Origin of the sequence: Streptococcus mitis (assembly GCF_026782865.1) — a bacterium.
In the GTDB taxonomy this organism is placed as follows: domain Bacteria; phylum Bacillota; class Bacilli; order Lactobacillales; family Streptococcaceae; genus Streptococcus; species Streptococcus mitis_CG.
Window position 1 is genome coordinate 1 of sequence record NZ_JAKUXK010000014.1, and the last position, 25,293, is coordinate 25,293.

The 25,293-nt window shown below is 36.2% G+C and carries 18 protein-coding genes and 2 pseudogenes; 19 read left to right on the top strand and 1 reads right to left on the bottom strand.

All coding sequences use genetic code 11. The features are described 5' to 3' along the window. The 19 genes and pseudogenes from MK482_RS07910 to asp5 form a co-directional block, all read left to right on the top strand. Nucleotides 1-1,055 (top strand): annotated as a pseudogene (locus MK482_RS07910) (LPXTG cell wall anchor domain-containing protein); the annotation flags it as partial. 148 nt (nucleotides 1,056-1,203) lie between these two features. After that, nucleotides 1,204-3,297, top strand: a complete 2,094-nt coding sequence (locus MK482_RS07915; protein ID WP_268718431.1) for a glycosyltransferase — start codon at nucleotides 1,204-1,206, stop codon at nucleotides 3,295-3,297. Continuing rightward, a complete protein-coding gene (locus MK482_RS07920; protein ID WP_268718432.1) occupies nucleotides 3,276-4,163 on the top strand; it encodes an acyltransferase in 888 nt (295 codons plus the stop codon). Before MK482_RS07915 ends, MK482_RS07920 begins: the two co-directional genes overlap by 22 nt. A 40-nt stretch (nucleotides 4,164-4,203) precedes the next feature. After that, nucleotides 4,204-5,943: a glycosyltransferase family 2 protein gene (locus tag MK482_RS07925; RefSeq protein WP_268718433.1), complete on the top strand. Its 1,740-nt coding sequence runs from the start codon at nucleotides 4,204-4,206 to the stop codon at nucleotides 5,941-5,943. Between the two features lie 154 nt (nucleotides 5,944-6,097). Beyond that, nucleotides 6,098-7,108: a sugar transferase gene (locus MK482_RS07930; protein ID WP_268718434.1), complete on the top strand. Its 1,011-nt coding sequence runs from the start codon at nucleotides 6,098-6,100 to the stop codon at nucleotides 7,106-7,108. 9 nt (nucleotides 7,109-7,117) lie between these two features. Continuing rightward, nucleotides 7,118-9,571 (top strand): SP_1767 family glycosyltransferase, encoded by a 2,454-nt coding sequence (locus MK482_RS07935; RefSeq protein WP_268718435.1) that lies wholly within the window; start codon nucleotides 7,118-7,120, stop codon nucleotides 9,569-9,571. Beyond that, complete coding sequence (locus MK482_RS07940) at nucleotides 9,568-10,452, top strand: glycosyltransferase family 2 protein (protein WP_268718436.1); 885 nt, start codon at nucleotides 9,568-9,570, stop codon at nucleotides 10,450-10,452. The genes MK482_RS07935 and MK482_RS07940 overlap by 4 nt, the downstream gene beginning before the upstream one ends. Before the next feature lie 24 nt (nucleotides 10,453-10,476). Continuing rightward, nucleotides 10,477-11,709: a glycosyltransferase gene (locus MK482_RS07945; protein ID WP_268718437.1), complete on the top strand. Its 1,233-nt coding sequence runs from the start codon at nucleotides 10,477-10,479 to the stop codon at nucleotides 11,707-11,709. Continuing rightward, nucleotides 11,706-12,899 (top strand): annotated as a pseudogene (locus MK482_RS08990) (glycosyltransferase family 8 protein). Before MK482_RS07945 ends, MK482_RS08990 begins: the two are co-directional and overlap by 4 nt. Nucleotides 12,900-12,904: 5 nt before the next feature. Then, nucleotides 12,905-13,795 carry a glycosyltransferase family 2 protein gene (locus tag MK482_RS07960; protein ID WP_326845884.1) on the top strand — a complete coding sequence of 297 codons (891 nt, stop codon included), beginning with the start codon at nucleotides 12,905-12,907 and terminating at the stop codon, nucleotides 13,793-13,795. A 64-nt stretch (nucleotides 13,796-13,859) separates the two neighbouring features. After that, the gene (gene secY2, locus MK482_RS07965; RefSeq protein WP_268718440.1) at nucleotides 13,860-15,077 is read left to right on the top strand and encodes an accessory Sec system protein translocase subunit SecY2; all 1,218 of its coding nucleotides are present in this window, start codon (nucleotides 13,860-13,862) and stop codon (nucleotides 15,075-15,077) included. Between the two features lie 9 nt (nucleotides 15,078-15,086). After that, nucleotides 15,087-16,667: an accessory Sec system protein Asp1 gene (gene asp1, locus MK482_RS07970; RefSeq protein WP_268718441.1), complete on the top strand. Its 1,581-nt coding sequence runs from the start codon at nucleotides 15,087-15,089 to the stop codon at nucleotides 16,665-16,667. After that, nucleotides 16,651-18,186: an accessory Sec system protein Asp2 gene (asp2, locus tag MK482_RS07975; protein WP_268718442.1), complete on the top strand. Its 1,536-nt coding sequence runs from the start codon at nucleotides 16,651-16,653 to the stop codon at nucleotides 18,184-18,186. Before asp1 ends, asp2 begins: the two co-directional genes overlap by 17 nt. After that, nucleotides 18,183-18,623, top strand: a complete 441-nt coding sequence (gene asp3, locus MK482_RS07980; RefSeq protein WP_261076286.1) for an accessory Sec system protein Asp3 — start codon at nucleotides 18,183-18,185, stop codon at nucleotides 18,621-18,623. The genes asp2 and asp3 overlap by 4 nt, the downstream gene beginning before the upstream one ends. Continuing rightward, on the top strand, nucleotides 18,616-20,988 hold the full coding sequence (secA2, locus tag MK482_RS07985; protein WP_268718443.1) for an accessory Sec system translocase SecA2: 2,373 nt from the start codon (nucleotides 18,616-18,618) through the stop codon (nucleotides 20,986-20,988). Before asp3 ends, secA2 begins: the two co-directional genes overlap by 8 nt. Nucleotides 20,989-21,000: 12 nt before the next feature. Then, on the top strand, nucleotides 21,001-22,512 hold the full coding sequence (gtfA, locus tag MK482_RS07990; protein ID WP_268718444.1) for an accessory Sec system glycosyltransferase GtfA: 1,512 nt from the start codon (nucleotides 21,001-21,003) through the stop codon (nucleotides 22,510-22,512). Beyond that, entirely contained in the window at nucleotides 22,505-23,842 is a 1,338-nt protein-coding gene (gene gtfB / locus MK482_RS07995; RefSeq protein WP_268718445.1) for an accessory Sec system glycosylation chaperone GtfB, read from the top strand. The genes gtfA and gtfB overlap by 8 nt, the downstream gene beginning before the upstream one ends. 1 nt (nucleotide 23,843) lies before the next feature. After that, on the top strand, nucleotides 23,844-24,023 hold the full coding sequence (asp4, locus tag MK482_RS08000; RefSeq protein ID WP_001278708.1) for an accessory Sec system protein Asp4: 180 nt from the start codon (nucleotides 23,844-23,846) through the stop codon (nucleotides 24,021-24,023). Nucleotides 24,024-24,027: 4 nt separating this feature from the next. Beyond that, the gene (asp5, locus tag MK482_RS08005) at nucleotides 24,028-24,252 is read left to right on the top strand and encodes an accessory Sec system protein Asp5 (RefSeq protein ID WP_061759539.1); all 225 of its coding nucleotides are present in this window, start codon (nucleotides 24,028-24,030) and stop codon (nucleotides 24,250-24,252) included. A 50-nt stretch (nucleotides 24,253-24,302) separates the two neighbouring features. Here the strand turns inward: asp5 and MK482_RS08010 are convergent, their stop codons facing one another. After that, on the bottom strand, nucleotides 24,303-25,256 hold the full coding sequence (locus MK482_RS08010) for an aromatic acid exporter family protein (protein ID WP_061759538.1): 954 nt from the start codon (nucleotides 25,254-25,256) through the stop codon (nucleotides 24,303-24,305). Nucleotides 25,257-25,293: the final 37 nt, after the last annotated feature.

A 25,293-nucleotide genomic window follows, 5' to 3' on the forward strand; every position in this document is an offset into this window, starting at 1 on the left:
TCAGCAAGCACGTCTGCGTCTGAGTCAGCATCAACAAGTGCAGCTCAATCAGCAAGCACATCTGCGTCTGAGTCAGCATCAACAAGTGCCTCTGAATCAGCATCAACAAGTGCATCTGAATCAGCAAGCACAAGTGCATCTGAATCAGCAAGCACAAGCGCTAGCCAATCAGCAAGCACATCAGCTTCTGAATCAGCATCAACAAGTGCGAGCCAATCAGCAAGCACATCAGCTTCTGAATCAGCATCAACAAGTGCGAGCCAATCAGCAAGCACATCAGCTTCTGAATCAGCATCAACAAGTGCATCAGAATCAGCAAGCACAAGCGCCTCTGAATCAGCAAGCACATCAGCTTCAGAATCAGCGTCAACAAGCGCATCTGAGTCAGCGTCAACAAGTGCGAGTCAATCAGCAAGCACATCGGCATCTGAATCAGCGTCAACAAGTGCAAGCCAATCAGCAAGCACGTCTGCGTCTGAGTCAGCATCAACAAGTGCGAGCCAATCAGCAAGCACATCTGCGTCTGAATCAGCATCAACAAGTGCATCTCAATCAGCAAGCACAAGCGCATCTGAATCAGCAAGCACATCAGCTTCTGAATCAGCATCAACAAGTGCGAGCCAATCAGCAAGCACATCAGCTTCTGAATCAGCATCAACAAGTGCATCTGAATCAGCATCAACAAGCGCATCTGAGTCAGCGTTAACAAGTGCGTCTGAGTCAGCATCAACAAGTGCGAGCCAATCAGCAAGCACATCTGCGTCTGAGTCAGCATCAACAAGTGCGAGCCATCAGCAAGCACATCGGCGTCTGAGTCAGCATCAACAAGTGCATCAGCATCAGCAAGCACAAGCGCTTCTGAATCAGCAAGCACATCGGCCTCTGAATCAGCGTCAACAAGTGCATCAGCTTCTGAATCAGCAGGTAAGACTAGACAGCAATTGCCGAATACAGGTACAGAAGCTTCCAAATCATCCGTGCTTTTAGGAGCTTTGGCAGCAGTTACAGGTATTGGATTGGTTGCGAAACGTCGTAAACGTGATGAAGAAGAGTAAGATGACCTATAAATTTAGGCAAAACTAACTCGTGCACGTAAATCATAGAAACCCCTTGAAAAAGTAGAATTTTCAAGGGGTTTTTACTATTATATAGCTGAAATTTTGACTAAAAAATTGTATAATAAATATAAGGAGAAAATCGCTAGTGGATGATAAAATAACGGTCATTGTACCGGTTTACAATGTGGAAAGCTATCTAAGAAAATGCCTAGATAGTATTATTGCTCAAACATATAAAAATATTGAGATTATTGTCGTTAATGATGGTTCTACTGATGCTTCAGCTGAGATTTGTAAAGAATTTGTAGAAATAGATCACCGAATTATCTATATAGAACAAGAAAATGCTGGCCTGTCTGCCGCACGAAACACCGGTCTGGAAAATATGTCCGGAGATTATGTGACCTTTGTGGATTCAGATGATTGGATTGAGTTAGATTATGTAGAAACCCTATACAAAAAAATAACACAGTATCAGGCTGATATTGCAGTAGGTAATTATTATTCTTTCAACGAAAGTGAAGGAATGTTCTATTTTCATATATTAGGAGACTCTTATTATGAGAAAGTATATGACAATATTTCTATCTTTGAGAACTTATATGAATCCCAAGAAATGAAGAATTTTGCTTTGATATCTGCTTTGGGTAAACTCTATAAGGCAAGATTGTTCGAGCAGTTACGCTTCGATGTAGGTAAATTAGGAGAAGACGGTTACCTCAATCAAAAGATTTATTTGTTGGCTGAAAAGATTGTTTATATCCATAAAGGGATCTATTCTTATCGCATCAGAAATAATAGTTTGTCCAGGACTTGGACAGAAAAGTGGATGCATGCCTTGGTTGATGCCATGTCTGAACGTATCACTTTATTAGCCAGTCTAGGATATCCTTTAGAAAAACATTTAGCTATTTATCGTCAGATGTTAGAAGGAAGTCTTTCTAATGGTAAGGGAAGTGATTTAGAAGAAACTACCACCTATAAAGAGTGTGAGGCAAAAAAACATCTACTAGTTCAACTTGAAAAAACTAAGAAAACACAAAAGAAAGCCATTGTCCTAGCGGCGAATTACGCCTATGTAGACCAAGTATTGACTACGATTAAATCTATTTGTTACCACAATCGTTCGCTTCGTTTTTATCTGATTAATAGTGATTTTCCTAATGAATGGATCAAGCAATTAAATCAGCGCTTAGAGAAGTTTGACTCAGAAATTATTAATTGCCGGGTAACGTCTGAGCAAATTTCGCGTTATAAAACGGATATTAGTTACACAGTTTTTTTACGCTATTTCGTAGCTGATTTTGTAAAAGAAGAAAAGGCACTTTATTTGGACTGTGATCTGGTTGTAACGAAAAATCTGGATGATTTGTTTGCTACAGACTTACAAGATTATCCTTTAGCTGCTGTTAGAGATTTCGGAGGCAGAGCCTATTTCGGTCGAGAAATCTTTAATGCAGGTGTTCTCTTAATCAATAATGACTTGTGGAAACAAGAGAATATGACTCAAAAGTTGATTGATTTGACTAATGAATGGCATGATAAGGTAGATCAGGCAGATCAGAGTATCTTGAATATGCTTTTTGAACATAAATGGTTGGAATTGGACTTTGATTATAATCATATTGTCATTCATAAGCAGTTCACTGATTATCAATTACCTGCAGGTCAGGACTATCCTGCTATTATTCATTATCTTTCTCATAGGAAACCGTGGAAGGACTTGGCGGCTCAAACTTATCGTGATGTTTGGTGGTACTACCATGGCCTTGAATGGACAGAATTGGGACAAAATCATCATTTACATCCATTACAAAAATCTCACCTTTATCCGATAAAGGAACCGTTCACTTGTCTCATCTATACAGCCTCAGACCATATTGAACAAATTGAAACATTGGTTCAATCCTTACCAGATATTCAGTTTAAAATCGCTGCTAGAGTGATGGTTAGTGATCGATTGGCTCAGATGACGGTTTATCCAAACGTGACTATTTTTAATGGAATTCACTATTTGGTAGATGTTGATAATGAATTGATAGAAACAAGTCAAGTACTTTTAGATATTAATCATGGTGAAAAGACGGAAGAATTTTTAGAATATTTTACAGAAAATGGGAAACCAGTCTTCGCTTTTGAAAATACTAAAACGATAGACATGGGGCAGCTAACGTATCAGACAGATCAAGTCGGAGATATGATTGAAAAACTGAGAGAATGTGCAAGGGGATGGAGCTGAAGATGATTGGTGATGCTTTAATTTTAACTGTTAGTGACCAGATTGAACACTTGCTGTATCTCTTGGACCAGCTCCCACAAGTTTGTTTTCATATTGCAGCTCCCGTTGTATTTTCAGATAGAATGTTAGAATTACAATCAAAGGGAAATGTGCGCTTACATACAGTAACTGATGAAGCTAGTATTTCTTTTTTGATGAGAGTTTGTGATGTGTTACTGGATATCAACCATTATGAAGAAGTAGATCAGGTGGTGGCACGGTTTTCTCAGGCTGGCAAGAGAGTTCTTGCTTTTGATAATACTATGCATGGTCAACAAGGACAAGAATGCTATTCTTCCTCTACTCCTCAAGCAATGGTTGAGGCGATTTTAGATTGTTTGAATCAGCCTCATATCACCGTAAATGACTTGGACCGTATTTATCAGGAAGGCGCATGGAATTCCTTTGAGATAGGATCTTCTGCTAGTCTATGTGTCGCTCAGAAGGTTACTTGCCGTAATTTTGAGAGTTTTCAACTACCTGCTGGAAAGCTTATTCTTTATGAAGGAGTCTTTTTGAATAACTACTGTAGTATAAACTGTATTGACCGCATCGAAATCGGATCTGGAACCATGATTGGAGAAGGTGTCCGTTTTTATGACCATAATCATACTTATACAGCAGAGAGAATTGAAAAGTGGCAGTGGACTACGTCTCCGATTAGAGTTGGTAGAGATTGCTGGATAGGAAGTAATGTCACGATTTTAAAAGGAGTGACGATTGGGGATAATACCATTATCGGAGCAGGTTGCCTCATACGCAATGATATTCCAGCAAACAGTGTGGTTTATAATGATGGGCATCTTTTTGTAAAAAGAAGAGATTAAACGGGAAATAGAAATAAATCAAGGCTAGGTAAGTTAGTATATGGGGAATGAATTAATCAGTATTATAGTTCCAATCTACAATGTTGAGAATTATTTGCGACAATGTTTGGATAGTATTCAGAATCAAACTTATAAGAAGTTTGAATGCATTATGGTTAATGATGGTTCCACGGATAACTCACAACAAATTGCGGAAGAGTATCTAGAAGATAGTCGTTTCAAACTAATCAATCAATCTAATAAAGGTTTAAGTGGAGCTAGAAATACAGGGATTAGTCATATTAGAGAAGAGTCTACTTTTGTAGCTTTTGTAGATAGTGATGATTATATTTATTCTGATTTCTTAGAAACTTTAATAGAACACATTGAAGATGATGTTGATATTATAGAAGGAATGATTGAAAATTTCCATGATGAAATAAAAGTTGATAATGTTTCTCATAATTTTGAGAAAAAAATATTAATAACCAAGGATGACAAATTGGGAGAATTGGCATTAAATGAGCTGAGAGTTAGCGTTTTTCCAAAATTGTTTCGAAAAAGTTTATTAACAGAAGATTTTTTTCCAGAGGGGTGGATATTTGAAGATTTAGCAGTTATTCCCGAGTTGGTAAGTCATTCAGGAAAATGGATTAAATTACCAAAAGTTATCTATGGTTACAGGATTCGTCCAAATTCAATCACTACTAAAGAGTTTTCAGAAGAAAAATTAGATGTATTTAAGATATTCGAAAAATATGACTTGTTTTTTAAAGATGAGAGTGATAGAACGAAATTATTAGTTGAAAAACTAAAATATTTACATTTGAATTATCATGACATCGAATTTGTACCAGAGAATAATCAGTATAAACAGTTATACAAACAAGAAAAACAAAAACTACTATCTAAAATAGCAGATTATGAAAGTAAAGCCTTAATTAGTATTATTGTACCTATTTACAATGTCGAGAAATATTTGAGACAATGTTTGGATAGTATTCAGAATCAGACCTATCAAAATTTCGAATGTTTGCTAATAAATGATGGATCTCCAGATAAATCAGCTGATATCTGTAAAGAATATGTTGATAAAGATGCTCGTTTCCATTATTTTGAGAAGGAAAACGGAGGTCTCGCATCAGCACGTAATTTGGGGATTAAGTATTCAAAAGGTAAATATATCACGTTTATTGATTCGGATGATTGGGTGGAATCGGACTATTTAGAAGTACTATATTCAAAAATAGTAGAGTATGATACAGATTTTGTGATAGGATCATATAAACAGTTTAGTATGCCTGATAATTGTTATTATATGCATGTTTGGGAACAGGATTATTATGAAAAAATCTGGACTAGTCAGGAATTGCTAACTCAGCTACCAAACCTTGAAAATTATGATAGTTCTTACACAGTTTCTTGGGGTAAACTATTTAAACGTTCTTTATTTGATGAGATATTATTTAATGAGCAACGGAAATTTGGTGAGGATTTTGAGTGTAGCTTTAAATTGTATTTGAGTATGACAAGTTGCTTATATATTCATAAGGCCCTCTATAATTACAGACTGCATTCTGAATCAATGTTGGGGCAAGTTGTGACGGAAAGACAGTTGATGGATGATATTGAAATTCGAATAGGACGACTACCCTATCTCATAGTGAGAGGAATTGATTCGTCTCCATATATTTCAAATTTGAAATCGTTCATTCAATTTAGAATAAATGAAAAGGAAAAAGTAGGTTTAGAAAATTCAAATGCGATACAGATGTATCAAGAAATACTTAGAAATTTATAGGAAATAATATCATTATTTTAAATGAAAATGATAGCTATTGATATGAAATAAAATCATAATCATTATTTAAACTTGCAATAATAGAAATTCTAAAAATCAGATTAAAGAAAAAGAGTTTTCTATTCTTAAAGTGAATTTTTAAAAGATAAGAAATATGAAATTACATTTAACGAATTTATACGGCATGGCAGGTGATAGCACGGTTATCTTAGCGCAAAATGCTGTTCAAAAGATAGCCAGCCAACTGGGATTTAGAGAAGTTGGTATCTATTTTTACAACATTGCTTCAGACAGTCCTTCTGAAATGAATAAACGTCTGGATGGCATCATGGCTAGTATTTCAATTGGAGATATCCTAGTATTTCAGTCTCCTACCTGGAATGGCTTTGAGTTTGATCGAGTCTTGTTTGATAAGTTGAAGGATATGCAGGTAAAAATTATTTGCTTTATCCATGATGTTGTCCCTCTCATGTTTGATAGTAACTATTATCTCATGAAAGAATACATGTATATGTATAATCTATCTGATGTTTTGATCGTCCCATCAGAGAGGATGAAAGAACGCTTGATTGAAGAAGGATTGATAACTAAGAAAATTCTCGTTCAAGGTATGTGGGATCATCCTCATGATTTATCCTTATACACCCCATCTTTTAAAAAAGAACTCTTTTTTGCTGGAAGTTTAGAACGTTTTCCAGACTTACAAAATTGGTCTCAAGATACGCCTTTAAGAGTATTTTCAAATAAAGGAGAAGCGAGTTCCAATGCTAGAAATCTCAGCATCGAAGGATGGAAAAAAGATGAGGAATTGTTGTTAGAATTATCAAAGGGTGGATTTGGTCTTGTCTGGGGAACGCATCAAAATGATGGAGAAAGTAACCAATACTATACCTTAAATATATCTCATAAGGTGAGTACCTATCTGACTGCTGGCATACCAGTCATTGTCCCAAGTAGCTTATCAACTGCTAAGTTTATAGTAGATCAAGGCTTGGGCTTTGTGGCGGATAGTCTAGAAGAAGCTCATGAGATAGTTGATAAAATGAATGTACAAGAATATCAAGATATGACGAATCGGATAAAAACCTTTAGTTATTTGTTAAAAGAGGGTTATTTCACTAAAAAGTTATTGGTAGATGCAATCTATCACTTAGGAATTGATTAAGAGAATAAGATGATTAAAACAATTGTATTAGCTGGTGATCGCAATTACACCACGCAGTTAGAAACAACCATAAAATCTATCCTATACCACAATCGAGATGTTAAAATTTATATTTTAAATCAAGATATTATGCCAGATTGGTTTCGCAAACCACGAAAAATAGCTCGAATGTTAGGTAGTGATATTATCGATGTTAAACTTCCTGAACAAACTGTGTTTCAAGATTGGGAAAAGCAAGATCACATTAGTTCAATTGCCTACGCTAGATATTTTATCCCAGATTATATCCCAGAAGCTAAGGTCTTATATTTAGACAGTGACTTGATTGTGAATACTTCTTTGGAGAAATTATTTAGTCTTGATTTAGAGAAAAAATTACTCGCAGCAGTTAAAGATACAGATGGAATTACATTTAATACAGGTGTTCTTTTAATTAATAATGAAAAATGTCGTCAAGAGAAACTAAAAGAACGATTAATTGAACAGTCCATTGCAACAATTAGGGAAGTTGAAGAAGGCCGTTTTGAAAATTTTAACGGTGATCAAACGATTCTGAACCAGGTTTGTTCTAATCAATGGTTAGAGCTGGATAAAGAATTCAACCTTCAAGTAGGTCATGATGTAACTGCTTTTTATAATAAATGGGAAAACTATTTTAATGAATTAGTATCACCTAGCATCATACATTTTGTGTCCTATAGAAAACCTTGGACTACCTTGATAGCCAATCGTTACCGTGATTTATGGTGGGAATTCCATGATTTGGAATGGACTCAAATTTTACAACATCATGTAGGAGAGTTTGAATTAATATCGCCTCTAGATAAGGAATTTTCTTGTTTAACTTTAACAAATTCCCAAGATTTAGAAGGAATAGAAGAGTTAGTTACAGCTCTACCAGATGTGGTATTTCATATCGCGGCTTGGACGGATATGGGAGAAAAGCTAAAAAGATTGGCTGTATATGATAATGTGAGATTACATCCACAGATTGTCCCACCTGTACTAGATAAGTTGAAAAAGTCAACAAATCTATATTTGGATATCAATCATGGTAGTGCAGATGAGAACTTTTTAAAATCTTTGAAGGAACTGGACAAAAGGCTATTAGCTTTTCAATCGACTCATCATGGAAATTTGGGACAAATCGTTTTTGAAAATGGGAAAGTTTCATTTATGATTGATGCAATTAAAGATTTTAAAAAAAATGGACATCTTACCTGCTTTAAACAAGTCCCAAGTTTGACTTGTTTAACGTTTACGGCTTCTCAGGATATTGAACAGCTGGACTATTTGGCTGAACACTTACCCAATGTTGTTTTTCAAGTTGCAGCATGGACAGATATGGGACCAAAATTATATGATTTATCTAATCGTTATCCTAATATTCAACTCTATCCAGCAATTTCTAGAGATAAGTTAGAAGAGTTGAAGGAAAAGATGGATGTTTATTTAGATATCAACTTACTGACTTCAACAGCCGATATGGTTGCAGAAATGACTCATTTATCTAAACCTATATTAGCTTTTTATAAATCTCAAAATGGAAATAATGGCCAAAGGTTGTATTCTAGTGAACATCCTGAACGAATGTTGGCTGATTTACAAAAATTGATAAATAAGGACATGCTAGGGAAACAGCTGGATCCAATTCAAGTAAAAGGGATAGATGAAACCTTAGATTATATTATTGAGAACAAGTCTTCTTTGGTTCGTTTTGGGGATGGAGAAATTAATATGCTTGCAGGGCATTCGATTCCCTACCAGGATTATGATGAAGAGTTAGTCTCAACTATGAGAGATATTATCGGACAAGAAAGTCGAAAAGAATTAGTTGTGTGCCTTCCTGATGCCTTTACAGATCGTTTCAGGTTTACATATTGGGCGATTCCATTTTGGAAAGATCATATGGATCATTATATGGATTTTTACAGAGAATTGTGTAGTGATTCATGGTATGGCTCAACCTTTGTATCTCGCCCTTATATTGATTTTGAAGACAAGAGTCAAGCTAAATCCCAATTTGAAAAATTAAAAAGTATCTGGAAAGACCGTGATTTACTGATAGTTGAAGGTGCAACTTCTCGGTCAGGTGTGGGAAATGATTTGTTCGATGAGGCCAATTCTATCAAGCGGATAATTTGTCCTTCTCATAGTGCATTTTCTAGAGTTCATGAAATTGAACAAGAAATTGAAAAGCACGCGGCTGATCGCTTGATTTTATGTATGCTTGGTCCTACAGCCAAAGTGTTAGCTTATCATTTAAGTCGAAAAGGTCATCAGGTATTGGATATCGGTCATATCGATTCAGAATATGAGTGGATGAAGATGGGGGCTAAAACTAAGGTTAAATTTTCACATAAACATACAGCAGAGTATAATTTTGATCAAGATATTGAGTTTATTGAGGATGAAACTTATAATAGTCAGATTTTAGTTGATTTATCAAAGAGAGAAGTATGAAAGATTTAATAAGTGTTATAGTACCAGTTTATAACGTAGAACCATTTATTGCTAGCTGCCTAGACAGTTTATCGAAACAGAACTATCAAAATTTTGAAGTTTTATTAGTAAATGATGGCTCTACAGATAATTCAGGAGTGATTTGTCGAGAATATTCTGATCGTGACAGTCGTTTCCACTATTTTGAAAAAGAAAATGCTGGGGTAGCGGATGCACGTAATTTTGGAATCGAGAGATCTAAAGGAGATTATATTACATTTGTAGATTCAGATGATTGGGTTACTGAAGAGTATTTATCAATTCTTATAGAAACTTTGAAGGAGCAGCATTCTGAAATTGTTGTTTCAACTTATTCAACCTATAATGAGTCAGATGGCTTATTCTATATTCACGTATTTGACTCCGATTATTATGTGAAAAATTATAATTCAAAACTTCTAATGGAAGAACTTCCTTTATTAGAGGGGTATGATATGAGCTTTTTAACTTCTTGGGGAATTCTATTTAAAAGGGAATTATTTCAAGAAGTTCAGTTTCCGTTTGGTCGGGTGTGTGAGGATATAGGAACCAATTATAAACTATTTATGCAGGTTGAGAAAGTAACTTATGTTAATAAAGTTTTGTATTGGTATAGAGTTGGGAAAGAAGGACTTTCGAATTCTTATTCACCGAAGATGATGCGTGACGATTGTGATTTTAGGTTAGAACGAATTGCCGTGCTAGCACTAAAAGGATATGATGTCAGTAAATATTTAGACCAGATGAAGTTCTATTTGAAATATCGTCATGATATTGCAATTCAACGAGAACTTAAGGAGAATGTGGAAACAAAACGTTTAGAAATGTTAGACTATTTATTGAATGATAATAAATATCACTGAAAATTAAGATAGAGAGACGATGAAATGTTACAAGATAAGAAATCTGTAGTATTTGCAGGGGATTACGCATATATTAGACAAATCGAAACGGCAATAAAGTCACTTTGTAGGCACAATCGTCATGTGAAAGTTTATGTGCTAAATCAAGATATTCCCCAGGAATGGTTTAGTAGATTAAGAATATATTTACAAGAGATAGGCGGCGACTTGATTGATTGCAAATTAATCGGACAACAGTTTCAAATGAACTGGTCAAATAAACTGCCACATATCAATCACATGACCTTTGCACGCTATTTTATTCCAGATTTTGTAGCAGAAGATAAAGTTCTTTACCTTGATAGTGATTTGGTGGTGACGGGTGATTTGACTCCTCTATTTGAATTAGATTTAGGTGAAAATTACTTGGCTGCAGCTCGTTCTTGCTTTGGAGCTGGAGTTGGCTTCAATGCTGGAGTTTTGTTGATTAACAACAAAAAATGGAAATTAGATAATATTCGTCAGCAGTTAGTTGAATTAACTGAGAAAGAACATGAAAATGTGGGAGAAGGAGATCAGTCTATTCTCAATATTCTTTTTCAAAAGAGTTGTTACCAGCTAGAGGATACTTATAATTTCCAAATAGGTTTTGATGCTGGTGCAGCTGAAAAGAATCATGCTTTTATTTTTGAAATTCCATTAACACCTCTTCCGAAAATTTTGCACTATATTTCTCCTGACAAACCATGGAAGCAGTTTTCTGTTGGACGTTTGAGAGAAGAGTGGTGGAAATATTCTTTTATGGAATGGAGTTATATAGTATCTAGCTGGAAAGAAAAGGGTGTATTTTATTCTGCAGATATTTATAAACCAAAATTAACTTGTATGAATTTAACTAATTCTTGGTGTGTAGAAAAAATTGATTATCTAGTTGAACAATTACCAGAAGTACATTTTTATATTGCTGCTCATACATTTATGTCGGATGAATTAAAGAGATTATCTAAATATCAAAATGTAACCCTTTATCCTAATTCTTTTCCTATTTTGGTAGAAGAACTCCTAAAGAGTTCAGATATTTATTTGGATTTGAATTTAGATCAGAAATTAGTATATATTTATGATTTGGTGAAGAAATACAATAAACCGATGCTTAGTTTTGAAAGTAGTCGCTACCAAGAACTAACTGATGATTGTTATGCAGGACTCTATTCAACTAAAAAACCAGAAGATTTAGTAGAAGCAATTAAGTTTTATATGAGAGAAAGAAAACTATGAGAAAATCCATTGTATTAGTGGCTGATAATGCCTATCTAATTCAGCTTGAAACGACAATAAAATCTGTATTGTATCATAATAGAGATGTTGATTTTTATATTCTTAATAGTGATATAGCTCCTGAATGGTTCAAATTATTGGGGAGAAAAATGGAAGTTGTGAATTCTACAATTCACAATGTACACTTTGATAAAGAACTTTTTGAAGGATATAAAACAGGACCTCATATAAATTACGCTACTTATTTTCGATTTTTTGCGACAGAAGTAGTTGATTCTGATAGAGTACTGTATCTTGATTCTGATATCATTGTAACAGGGGAGTTGACCTCTCTGTTTAAGTTGAATCTCAAAGGATATTCAATTGGTGCTGTTGATGATGTCTATGCCTATGAAGGAAGAGAATCTGGATTTAATGCCGGAGTTTTGCTGATGGATACTGCAAAATGGAAAGAGCATTCTATTGTTAATCGTTTATTGGAATTAGCTGCAGAGCAGAATCAAGCTGTTCATCTTGGGGATCAGAGTATTTTAAATATTTACTTTGAGGATAATTGGCTAGCATTAAATGAAACATATAATTATATGGTTGGTACTGATACTTTTCGTCTGGCTCAGGAATGTGAACGACTAGATGATAATCCACCTGTCATTGTTCATTTTGCTAGTCATGATAAACCATGGAATACATATAGTATATCTAGACTACGTGAATTATGGTGGGCTTATAGAGATTTAGATTGATCAGAGATCGCTTTTAAGCGTTCTAGTTTGAATTACTTTGAACGAAGTAATCAATCGCAAAAACAGGCAATGGTTGTAACTTGGAGTGCGGATATAAAACATTTAGAGTATTTATTACAACAGTTACCTGATTGGCATTTTCATGTTGCAGCCCCCGTTTATTGTAATAAAGATTTAACTAAATTGTCTGTCTATTCTAACGTGACTTTGTATCAATCTATTCTTCACCAGAGAATCGATTGGCTATTAGACGATTCTAGTGTTTATTTAGATATTAATACAGGCGGAGAGGTTCTTAATGTAGTTACAAGGGCACAAGACAGAGGTAAAAAAATATTTGCGTTTGATTCAACACGTAAAAGTATGGATGATGCTATCTATGACGGTGTCTTTTGTGTGGACAAACCAGAAGCTTTAGTTAATGCAATTAAAAAGTTAGAGGAATAGTGATGATGGACGAATTAATTAGTGTTATAGTTCCTATATACAATACGGAAAAGTATTTGGTAGAGTGTGTCGAAAGTATTAGGAAACAAACGTATTCTAATATTGAGATTATTTTAGTGGACGATGGCTCAACGGATGCTTCTATTGAAATCTGTGATGAATTTGCAGAAAAAGATTCGCGGGTTAGAGTATTTCATAAAGAGAACGAAGGTGTGGCAGTTGCAAGAAATTTTGGCATTCAACAGTCTAATGGTCAATATGTTGTAATTGTAGATTCTGATGATATTGCAGTTGATAAAATGATTGAGGTTCTGTATACTCAAATAAAGGAAAATGATGCTGATATAGCGGTAGGAAACTATTACATTTATGACGAAAGTGATGGTAATTTTTATTATTACATTACAGAAGCCGATTATTGTGTAGAAGTGCTATCTCCACAAGAATTAATAGACAGACAGGCAGGGGCTTGGAAATGGAATAGTACAGCCTTCATGTTGACTACTTTTAAATTATATAAGAAAGTGTTATTTGACGATGTTTCCTTCACTCACGGTAGAAGGTTTGATGATGAAGCTTCCACCCATAGACTGTTTTTAAGAAGTAAAAAAACAGTGTTTGTCAATGATAACGTCTATCTCTACAGAAGACGTTCAGGTAGTATTATGAGATCTAAATTTGATCTTTCTTGGGCAAGAGATTTGGTTGAAGTATTTTCCAAGAAAATATCAGATCTTGTTTTAGCTGGAGTAGATGTCTCAGTTATGCGTATTCGATTTGTCAACCTTTTAAAGGATTACAAACAAACTTTAGAATACCATCAATTAATAGATACTGAGGAATATAAAGATATTTGTTTTAGATTGAAGCTCTTTTTTGAAGCAGAACAAAACTAAAGTTGTAACATCACTATTTTTATTACAAAAGATTAGATTAACAGTAAGAGAGAAGGATTATTTTGTGAAAAAAATTTACTCATCAATGGCAGTAAAAAAAGGATTAACAACCTTATTTCTGCTGTTTATTTATGTATTGGGAAGTCGTATTACCCTTCCTTTTGTTGATTTGAATAGTAGGGATTTTCTAGGTGGTTCAACAGCATATTTGGCGTTTTCAACTGCCCTTCTAGGAGGAAATCTGAGAAGTCTATCTCTATTTTCGATAGGCCTTTCACCATGGATGTCATCAATGATTTTATGGCAACTACTTTCCTTTTCTAAGAAATTGAATATTTCTTCGGGGGCAGTAGAAATTCAAGATAGAAGGAAGATGTATTTAACACTGGTTATTGCTTTGATTCAATCTTTAGCGCTCTCGTTGAATCTACCAATCCAGCATCTTTATTCATCACTCTTGGTCACTCTATTAAATACTATGTTATTAATAGCAGGAGCCTTTTTCCTAGTATGGTTATCAGATTTAAACGCTCAACTTGGAGTAGGTGGCTCTGTGGTCATTTTACTGTCAAGTATTGTTTTAAATATTCCACAAGATATTTTAAGTACATTTCAGCTTGTCCGAATTTCTATGGGAATGATGATATTGATTGCATTGAGCAGTATTGTATTGACCTATATGATGGTGCTTATGTATAGAGCGCGCTATCGTATACCAGTTCATAAAATTGGATTACGTAGCCGTTTCAAGAGGTATTCTTTTTTGGAAATCATGTTAAACCCTGCGGGGGGGATGCCTTTTATGTATGTGATGAGCTTTTTAAGTTTGCCTACCTATATCTTTTTACTACTACAGACTCTTTTTCCGCAGACTACAGTCTTCTCTGAATTATCAGCTCAATATGGAGTTGGAAAACCGTTATGGATTTACTCATATATTGCCATGATTTTTTTATTTAGTATTGCTTTTGCTTTTATCAATATGAGTGGTGATCAACTATCAGATCGTATGAAGAAATCTGGTGAGTATATATATGGAGTTTATCCAGGTGAGGAAACAAGTCGTTTTATTAATCGATTAGTATTGCGCTTTTCGATTATAGGAGGAATTTTTAATGTGTTGATGGCAGGTACACCAATGTTATTTGTTTTATCTGATGAAAAGTTGTTGAGGATTGCCATGATTCCAGGTTTATTTATGATGTTTGGTGGTATGATTTTTACAATTAAAGATGAAATGAAGGCTTTGAGACTAAATGAAACCTATAAACCCTTGATTTAGGAGGCTTTTATGTATTATTTTATTCCAGCTTGGTATGGTTCAGGCCGTCAATGGCACGCGGATGTGACTCCATGGTATTATTCTTCTTTTAGATTTGAATTTGACGATACTTTCAATCAAATTAGGCTTTTTCAAAGACAAGAGATAGCATCTCGACTATTAGTCTTGTCCTATCAGCCACATTTACGTTATTTTTTACATAGACATGGTGTCTTAGAGACAGAAGTCTATTCTATCTTTGATGATATGCAAGATTTGCATGATATACACACCCAGGTTCTTAATCTCAGAGATATAGAGTGGGATAGTGATTGCCAGTTTCTGTATAGTCCATTTGCAATAGTAGTTAACAAAAATGGTAAAAAGTATGCAAAGGTAGAACATGGCGTAGAAGGCTTTATCAGTGATATCCAATATTTTGATAACAATGGTCAGATAAGTAAGCACTATATTATGGATGATCGTGGGTTTGTATCCAGTGTCATTTATTTTGATAATGGACAGCCTACATATCAAGACTACTTGGATCCGAAAGGTATCTGGAGATTTAGGGAGCATTTAAACGAGGAAGGACGAGTAGAGGTAAATCCAATATTTGGATATCGTTTTAAGCAGCTTCACTACGCGGATATAAGTCAATTGATCGCAGAATATTTTGATAAATATTTACAAATAAAACAGGAAAAACAGGATATTTTCATCATCCCTTCTCATCCTCATCATGACCAATTTCTTTTCAGTTGTTTACCAAGTGATACTGCTAAAATTTTGAGTCTTTTCATTAATCGGAATGCTCAAGTTAGTTTTAAAGATTTAGCTTCATCATTTGAACAGGCGAATCTAGTCTTAGTAGATAGAGAAGATAGTTTACAATTCTTGCAGGAACTATATCCTAACCTATCGGATAAATTTCATCATCTTTCTCCTTTTGATACACGTTTACGACTGGGAAGAAGTCAGACTAGAAAAGAATCGATACTTTACTATCAATTAGATTTTTCTCAAGGAATTGATAGACAAGCCTTATTTCAGATCTTATCATTTATTGCTGAAACTAAAAACACAGAAGTCATTTTTGGAGCCTTCTCTGCTAGTCAGGAACAAATGGATGAAGTGGAAAACCTTGTCAATGAAATCATTCAGGGACAAATCCATACTGACAGCTTGGAAAAAGGCCTAGACTATGGTGGTGCAGAAAATCCTCTAGAGGAAAACCAGAAGCAAGAATTGCGTTTTCAATTTGTCAATATGAATGATGAATTGGATTTGATTAAGACACTCGAGTTTGTTCGTTTGATTGTGGATCTCAATAAACAACCACACCTCTATACTCAAATAGCAGGTATTAGTGCGGGAATTCCTCAGATTAATCTAGTTGAAACCGTCTATGTGGAACATTTGAAAAATGGTTATTTGATTTCAGATGTGACAGAGTTTTCAAAGGCTGCAGGCTACTATACAGACAGACTAAAAGAATGGAACCAGGCCTTGGTTTATTCTATTGATAAAATTAAGGAACATACTGGCCAACGTTTCTTAGATAAATTACATCAGTGGATTGAGGAGGTTACAGATGTCAAAGGACTATAAAATCCTACAGATAGGGATTGATAATTGGGCTCACCATTACGAAATTCCTGAAAATATGGATTGGTATTATTTCTGTCCCAATTCACCGTTAGCCCTTCGTAAAATGATGGAAATAGATAGCATCACAAATTTTCATGCAATCTTGATAGAGGATGGTCAGTATCTAGCTGATTTACTACCTTTTAGTTATCAGATTGAGCCCTATACTCTTTTTTATAATCAAGATTATAAAACGACAGATTTGACTATTCTTGATTGCTTAAAAAAACGATGTGCTCAGGCTGTAGATTTCTCCGATCCCCAGCAATTACTAAATGATTTGTCAACCTCTCTCTTTGGTGGAGGTTATGGTGATAAATTATTTCCGTCAAGTATCCAAATTCACTCGTCTTTTAAAGGTTCTATTTCCTATCAAGGATTTGAGCATGTGACCCTAGAAGGGAATTTTGGAGATGATTTCAAACAACTAGCATACTGGTCTAATAATTTTATAGTAAATAAAAACTTACCCATAGAACTATGGTTGGAGTATGAAAAACAAGGTAATTGTGAGTTACGATTGGTCATTCGTAAGATATGGAGTGGGTCTGTTGATGAAATTTTTGAAGAAATACTAGTGACTGAAAATGACCTAGAGCAAGCACTTGTTATGGAAAATAAAGATGGAGACTGCTATCTCGCCATATCTGTAGAAGCACGAGGTCAGGGAATTTTAACGATTGGTAATCTTCATCAGCGCTGGAGTCGTAAGCAGTTCGGGAAGTTTGTTTTAGGGGGAAATATCATTCATGATAGCAAACGAGATGAAATCAACTACTTTTTCCATCCAGGTGATTTTAAGCCACCTCTAGCTGTTTATTTTTCCGGTTTTCGTCCTGCAGAAGGATTTGAGGGATATTGGATGATGAAAAATCTAGGATGTCCTTTTCTTCTATTTTCGGATCCTCGTCTTGAGGGTGGATCCTTTTATTTAGGTAGTCAAGAATTAGAGAATAAGATTAAGGAAACCATTCAATATTACTTGGATTATCTTGGTTTGACATCTAAAGATTTGATTTTATCAGGCTTATCGATGGGAACATTTCCATCGCTCTACTATGGAGCCACTTTTGAGCCACGTGCAGTTATTGTCGGTAAGCCATTAGCTAATATCGGGACTATTGCAAGACGAGGGCGTTTAGAGGCACCAGGAGTATTTAATACCAGTTTTGATGTTCTGAGACACCAGACGGGTGGAGTTAGTTACCAACACATGGAAGAGCTGAATCAAACCTTTTGGAATACTTTTAAAAAGGCCGATTTCACACAGACAACTTTTGGTCTTTCCTATATGAAGGATGAAGATATGGATAGTGAAGCCTACGATCAGTTAGTAGAACATCTTTGTTATACAGGAGCTAAAATTTTATCTAAAGGTACAGATGGACGACATAATGATGATACAGATACCAATGTTGCTTGGTTTCTGCATTTTTACCGTATGATTTTGAAATCAGATTTTGGAAGGTTGGACAAATGATTATCAATCAGAGAACAGACATTAAGTGGGGAGAAGTAGGAGGGACATTTATGTATGGTAGTAAGGTAACCTATTATGAAGACAAACATATTAGTCTATACAATCCCTTAGTGACATCAGGAGAAACCTTAAAAACTTGGTTTTCTAGTGTGAACTATCAAGCCTTCAGAACTCAGCCCAGTCTCCCTTTGCTGAAGAGAAAACAAGATTATCAATTATGTATGAATTATGAATGTCATCCTACTAATGGAGTCTATACAAAGGTTGTCTTTTTTGATAGATATGGAGATGTGCTTGAAGAGAAAATTGAAAAAATGAAAGTCTTTGATTTTACCTATCCTGATGATACCTATACCTACCAAGTCTCCCTTCTAAGTGCTGGTTTTGAGTCCTTAGATTTCTATTCTTTTTCTATTAAGGAGTTAAATCGTGTTTAAAGGTTTTTATCAAAAAATCCAACTTCGGAAAGTTAAGAGAATTTTAAAAAAAATTAATGCTCTTAAAGGAAAGATGGAATCCTTAACTGACCAAGAATTAGCAGCAAAGACAGTGGAATTTCGCCAACGCCTTGCTGAGGGTGCCACTCTCGATGACTTATTAGTAGAAGCTTTTGCAGTTGTTCGTGAAGCGGATAAACGTGTATTAGGAATGTTTCCTTATGATGTCCAAGTTATGGGTGGGATTGTTATCCATCAGGGAAATGTTGCTGAGATGAATACTGGTGAGGGAAAAACTTTGACGGCTACTATGCCTGTTTATCTCAATGCCCTAACAGGAAAAGGAACCATGTTAATTACCACCAATGATTATCTAGCCAAACGCGATGCTGAGGAAATGGGACAAGTGTATCGCTTCTTAGGATTGACAATTGGGGTACCTTTAACAGATGATTCTAAAGAGGAATTGACGCCAGAAAAGAAAAAAAAGATTTATGCATCCGATATCATTTATACAACCAATAATAATTTAGGTTTTGATTATTTAAATGATAATCTGGCCTCAAATGATGAAGGGAAATTTTTACGCCCATTTGATTACGTTATTATTGACGAGATTGATGATATTCTACTGGATAGCGCTCAGACACCTCTGATTATTGCAGGAGCTCCGCGTGTTCAGTCTAATCACTACGGTATTATTGATACGCTGGTAACGACTTTGGTAGAAGGAGAGGACTATATCTTTAAAGAGGAGAAGGATGAAATCTGGCTCACTACCAAGGGGGCAAAAGCTGCAGAAAGTTTCCTAGGAATAGATCATTTTTACAAGGAAGAACATGCAGTTTTTGCTCGTCATTTAGTTTATGCGATTCGAGCCCATAAACTCTTTACAAAAAATAAAGACTATGTCATTCGTGGGAATGAAATGGTATTGGTTGATAAGGGGACTGGTCGTCTAATGGAGATGACCAAACTACAAGGAGGCCTCCATCAGGCTATTGAAGCCAAGGAACATGTCAAATTGTCTCCAGAGACAAGGGCTATGGCTTCTATCACCTATCAGAGTCTTTTTAAAATGTTTAATAAGATATCTGGTATGACAGGGACAGGTAAGGTCGCGGAAAAAGAGTTTATTGAAACTTACAATATGTCTGTAGTACGCATTCCAACCAATCGTCCTAGACAACGGATTGACTATCCAGATAATCTCTATATCACTTTACCTGAAAAAGTTTATGCTTCTTTGGAGTATATCAAGGAATACCATGCTAAGGGAAATCCCTTGCTCGTTTTTGTAGGCTCAGTTGAGATGTCTCAACTCTATTCGTCACTCTTGCTTCGTGAAGGGATTGCCCATAATGTCCTAAATGCGAATAATGCGGCGCGTGAGGCTCAGATTATCGCTGAGTCAGGTCAGATGGGGGCTGTGACAGTGGCTACCTCTATGGCAGGACGTGGGACGGATATCAAGCTTGGTAAAGGGGTCGCAGAACTTGGTGGCTTGATTGTCATTGGAACGGAGCGGATGGAAAGTCAGCGGATCGACCTACAAATTCGTGGACGTTCTGGTCGTCAGGGAGATCCTGGTATGAGTAAGTTTTTTGTCTCCTTAGAGGATGATGTTATCAAGAAATTTGGTCCATCTTGGGTGCATAAAAAATATAAAGATTATCAGGTTCAAGATATGACTCAACCAGAGGTTCTTAAGGGTCGCAAGTATCGGAAATTAGTTGAAAGAGCTCAGCATGCTAGTGATAGTGCTGGACGTTCGGCACGTCGTCAGACACTAGAATATGCGGAGAGTATGAATATTCAACGGGATATGATTTATAAGGAGCGTAATCGTTTAATAGATGGTTCTCGTGACTTAGAGGATGTTGTAGAAGAAATCATTGCTAGTTACATAGATCAAGTGACTTCTTCAGAATATGAAAGCCGAGAGTTACTCTTCCATTTTCTTGTGACCAATATTAGTTTTCATATTAAAGAAGTTCCAGATTATATAGATGTGACTGACAAGACTACAGTTCGTAGCTTTATGAAGCAGGTGATTGATAAAGAACTTTCTGAAAAGAAAGAATTGCTTGATCAACATGATCTGTATGAACAGTATTTACGACTTTCTATGCTCAAGGCTATTGATGACAACTGGGTAGAGCAGGTAGACTATCTCCAACAGTTATCGATGGCTATCGGTGGTCAGTCTGCTAGTCAGAAAAATCCAATCGTAGAGTATTATCAAGAAGCCTACGCGGGCTTTGAAGCTATGAAAGAACAAATCCGTGCGGATATGGTGCGTAATCTCCTGATGGGCTTGGTTGAAGTCACTCCTAGGGGTGAGATTATGACTCATTTCCCATAAAAAGAGGAAAATATGACAATTTACAATATAAATTTAGGAATTGGTTGGGCTAGTAGCGGTGTTGAATACGCCCAAGCCTACCGTGCTGGTGTTTTTCGCAAATTAAATCTGTCCTCTAAGTTTATCTTTACAGATATGATTTTAGCCGATAATATTCAGCATTTAACAGCCAATATTGGTTTTGATGATGATCAAGTGATCTGGCTTTATAACCACTTTACAGACATTAAGATTGCACCGACTAGCGTGACAGTGGATGATGTCTTGGCTTACTTTGGTGGCGTTGAAAGTCGTAGAGAAAAGAATGGTAAGGTTTTACGTGTCTTCTTTTCTGACCAAGATAAGTTTGTTACCTGTTATTTGGTGGATGAGAATAAGGACTTGGTTCAACATGCGGAGTATGTTTTTAAAGGAAAACTGATTCGGAAGGATTACTTTTCTTATACGCGTTATTGTAGCGAGTATTTTGCTCCCAAGGATAATGTTGCAGTCCTATACCAAAGAACTTTTTACAATGAAGACGGGACTCCAGCCTATGATATCTTGATGAATCAAGGGAAGGAAGAAGTTTACCGTTTCAAGGACAAGATTTTCTATGGGAAGCAAGCTTTTATGCGTGCCTTTATGAAATCTTTGAATTTGAACAAGTCTGATTTGGTTATTCTTGATAGAGAGACAGGCATTGGACAGGTTGTTTTTGAGGAAGCACAAGCAGCGCATTTAGCGGTGGTTGTTCATGCGGAGCATTATAGTGAAAATGCTACAAATGAGGACTATATCCTTTGGAACAACTACTATGACTATCAGTTTACCAATGCAGATAAGGTTGACTTCTTTATCGTATCAACTAATAGACAAAATGAAGTTCTACAAGAGCAATTTGCCAAATACACCCAGCACCAACCAAAGGTTGTTACCATTCCTGTAGGAAGTATTGATGCATTAACTGAGTCAAGTCAGGGACGTAAGCCATTTTCATTGATTACGGCTTCGCGTCTTGCCAAAGAAAAACACATTGACTGGTTGGTCAAGGCGGTCATTGAGGCACGTAAGGAAATACCTGAATTAACCTTCGATATTTATGGTAGTGGGGGAGAAGATTCTCTGCTTAGAGACATTATTGCAACTCATCAGGCAGAGGATTATATCCAGCTCAAGGGACATGCGGAACTTTCGCAGATTTATAACCAGTATGAGGTCTATTTGACTGCTTCTACCAGTGAAGGCTTTGGTTTGACCTTGATGGAAGCTATTGGTTCAGGCCTTCCTCTAATTGGTTTTGATGTGCCTTATGGGAATCAGACCTTTATAGAAGATGGGCAAAATGGTTATTTGATTCCAAGTTCATCTGACCATGTGGAAGATCAAATCAAGCAAGCTTATGCAGCTAAGATTTGTCAACTATATCAAGAAAATCGTTTGGAAGCCATGCGTGCCCATTCTTATCAAATTGCAGAAGGCTTCTTAACCGAAGAAATTTTAGAAAAGTGGAAGAAAACAGTAGAGGAGGTGCTCCATGATTGAACTTTATGATCGTTATAGTCAGGAAAGTCGAGATTTACATGAAAGTCTAGTCGCTACTGGTCTTTCTCAACTTGGAGTAGTCATCGATGCAGATGGTTTTCTACCTGATGGTCTGGTATCTCCTTTTACTTATTATCTAGGATATGAAAAGGGAAAACCTCTCTATTTTAACCAAGTCCCTGTTCCAGCTTTTTGGGAAATTTCAGGAAATAATCAGTCTGCTCGTATTGAAGATATGACAGAGGAGAGGGCTGTCATTCATTATGCTGATGGAATGCAGGCTCGCTTGGTTAAACAGGTAGACTGGAAAGACCTAGAAGGCCGAGTACGCCAGGTTGATCATTATAACCGCTTTGGAGCTTGCTTTGCTACAACGACCTATAGCGCTGATAGTGAGGCGATTATGACGGTTTACCAAGATGTCAATGGTCAGGAAGTCTTGCTGGAAAACCATGTGACGGGTGATATCTTATTGACCTTACCAGGTCAGTCCATGCGTTACTTTGCAAATAAGGTTGAATTTATTACCTTCTTTTTGCAAGATTTGGAAATAGATACAAGTCAGCTTATCTTTAATACTCTAGCGACTCCTTTCTTGGTTTCCTTCCATCATCCAGATAAGTCTGGCTCAGATGTTTTGGTTTGGCAGGAACCTCTCTATGATGCCATTCCAGGTAATATGCAGTTGATTTTGGAAAATGATGATGTGCGTACTAAGAAGATTATCATTCCCAACAAGGCGACTTATGAGCGCGCTTTAGAGTTGACTGACGAGAAATACCATGATCAGTTTGTGAACTTGGGTTATCATTACCAGTTTAAACGTGATAATTTCCTTCGAAGAGATGCCTTAATCTTGACTAATTCAGATCAGATCGAGCAAGTAGAAGCAATCGTAGAAGCCTTGCCTGATGTTACCTTCCGTATCGCAGCGGTGACAGAGATGTCTTCTAAGCTCTTAGATATGCTTCGCTATCCTAATGTGGTCCTTTATCAGAATGCTAGTCCACAGAAGATTCATGAACTATATCAGTTGTCTGATATTTATTTGGATATCAACCACAGCAATGAGTTGCTACAGGCAGTGCGTCAGGTATTTGAGCACAATCTCTTGATCCTTGGATTTAATCAGACAGTGCATAATAGACTTTATATCGCTCCAGATTATCTATTTGAAAGTAGTGAAGTTTCTGCTTTGGTTGAGACCATTAAACTGGCTCTTTCAGATGTTGATCAAATGCGTCAGGCACTTGGAAAACAAGGTCAACATGCAAATTATATTGACTTGGTGAGATATCAGGAAACCATGCAAACTGTTTTAGGAGGCTAATATGTCAGACGAAGATTTATTTTACAAAGACGTTGAAGGTCGCATGGAAGAGTTGAAACAAAAACCTATCAAGAAAGAAAAAGAAACCCGAGGGGAAAAGATTAGTAAGACTTTTTCACTCTTACTGGGTTTGATGATTCTGATTGGTTTGCTCTTTACTTTGCTGGGAATTTTGAGGTAGATCTATGATTGAAATACTAATTGTTTTAGCTATTATCCTATCTATTGCTTTGATTGTATTGGTAACCATACAACCCCGTCAAAATCAACTATTTTCCATGGATGCCACTAGTAATATTGGTAAACCAAGCTATTGGCAAAGTAACACCTTGGTCAAGGTGCTCACTTTATTGGTGAGTTTGGCCTTATTCGTTCTACTATTAACCTTTATGGTGATAACTTACAAATAAAAGAAAACTTCAGATATTCACCTTTTGTGATTGGTCTGAAGTTTTCTTTTTTACTGTTTATATTTTTGGTAAAAATCAACTTTTACTTGGATGAAGGTTTTGGATTCACGTAGGAGTTGAAGAAGGGTGGCGCGGGTTTCAAATTCTTCTCTTGTCTTGGGCAGACTGCGGTTGCGAAAGACTTCTAGATAGCGTTCGATTTCATCTAGTAAATCAGAAGCAGGATTTGTCTGGCTCAGTTGGCCTGCAATTTTTGAAAAGAGTTGTGCCAAAATCAGGCTTTCACTGGCAGCTAGGTGACAGGTGTTGATTTGCTGGGCCATATTTCGCAGGATACGGCTTTGTCGCTGTCTCATCTCAAAATAGTGGATATGGTAGTCGGTCTGATGAAAGAGGTGGTCAGAATGATCCAAATAGACCAGTCTGATGGCTTCTTCCAAAAGGGAGTCTAATTCATCTACCAGCTGTGCTCGGTTGCGTCCATCCCCTCTGGATAAATAATATTTGAAGCGCTGGAGGATATCTTTTAACTTTTCTTCAACCAGCGTGTGGTAGTGCTGGATTTCCTCTTCACGTGAAGGCATATAGAGATTTACAAGTAAGGCAAATCCTGTACCGATAGCAAATAGAAGGAATTCATTGACTAGAAGGTCTAGAGAGCTTGACTCTTGAACCAAGAGGTGGCTAACCAAAACGCTACTTGGTGTGATGCCAATTTCCCAGCCCATCCTGTAGGCCAGGGGAACGTATAGGGCAAGATAGAGGCCAAGGCTCCAGATATGAAATCCGCTCAAGTGAAAAGCCAAAACACCAATCGCCAGAGCTAGAAGCATGGAAAAAAGACGATTGCGAGCCAGTTTTAAAGTACTTCTACGCGTATCAGATAGGCTCAAGAGAGCGATGATTCCGGCCGAAACTGCTGAGGAAAGATTGAGAAAATAAGCAAGAAGGCAGGCAAGACAGGTAGCTAAGATGAGTTTGGTCGTACGTTGGCTAATAGACATAAGAATTTCCTAATAAATTAGAATAAAAGCGTAAAAG

Coding starts and splice junctions, on each gene's coding strand:
- gtfA (WP_268718444.1), top strand. CDS start 21,001: ATGACAATTTACAATATAAATTTAGGAATTGGTTGGGCTAGTAGCGGT.
- MK482_RS08010 (WP_061759538.1), bottom strand. CDS start 25,256: ATGTCTATTAGCCAACGTACGACCAAACTCATCTTAGCTACCTGTCTT.
- MK482_RS07930 (WP_268718434.1), top strand. CDS start 6,098: ATGAAATTACATTTAACGAATTTATACGGCATGGCAGGTGATAGCACG.
- asp2 (WP_268718442.1), top strand. CDS start 16,651: ATGTCAAAGGACTATAAAATCCTACAGATAGGGATTGATAATTGGGCT.
- MK482_RS07925 (WP_268718433.1), top strand. CDS start 4,204: ATGGGGAATGAATTAATCAGTATTATAGTTCCAATCTACAATGTTGAG.
- asp1 (WP_268718441.1), top strand. CDS start 15,087: ATGTATTATTTTATTCCAGCTTGGTATGGTTCAGGCCGTCAATGGCAC.
- asp5 (WP_061759539.1), top strand. CDS start 24,028: ATGATTGAAATACTAATTGTTTTAGCTATTATCCTATCTATTGCTTTG.
- MK482_RS07920 (WP_268718432.1), top strand. CDS start 3,276: ATGTGCAAGGGGATGGAGCTGAAGATGATTGGTGATGCTTTAATTTTA.
- MK482_RS07935 (WP_268718435.1), top strand. CDS start 7,118: ATGATTAAAACAATTGTATTAGCTGGTGATCGCAATTACACCACGCAG.
- asp3 (WP_261076286.1), top strand. CDS start 18,183: ATGATTATCAATCAGAGAACAGACATTAAGTGGGGAGAAGTAGGAGGG.
- MK482_RS07945 (WP_268718437.1), top strand. CDS start 10,477: ATGTTACAAGATAAGAAATCTGTAGTATTTGCAGGGGATTACGCATAT.
- gtfB (WP_268718445.1), top strand. CDS start 22,505: ATGATTGAACTTTATGATCGTTATAGTCAGGAAAGTCGAGATTTACAT.
- MK482_RS07940 (WP_268718436.1), top strand. CDS start 9,568: ATGAAAGATTTAATAAGTGTTATAGTACCAGTTTATAACGTAGAACCA.
- MK482_RS07960 (WP_326845884.1), top strand. CDS start 12,905: ATGGACGAATTAATTAGTGTTATAGTTCCTATATACAATACGGAAAAG.
- asp4 (WP_001278708.1), top strand. CDS start 23,844: ATGTCAGACGAAGATTTATTTTACAAAGACGTTGAAGGTCGCATGGAA.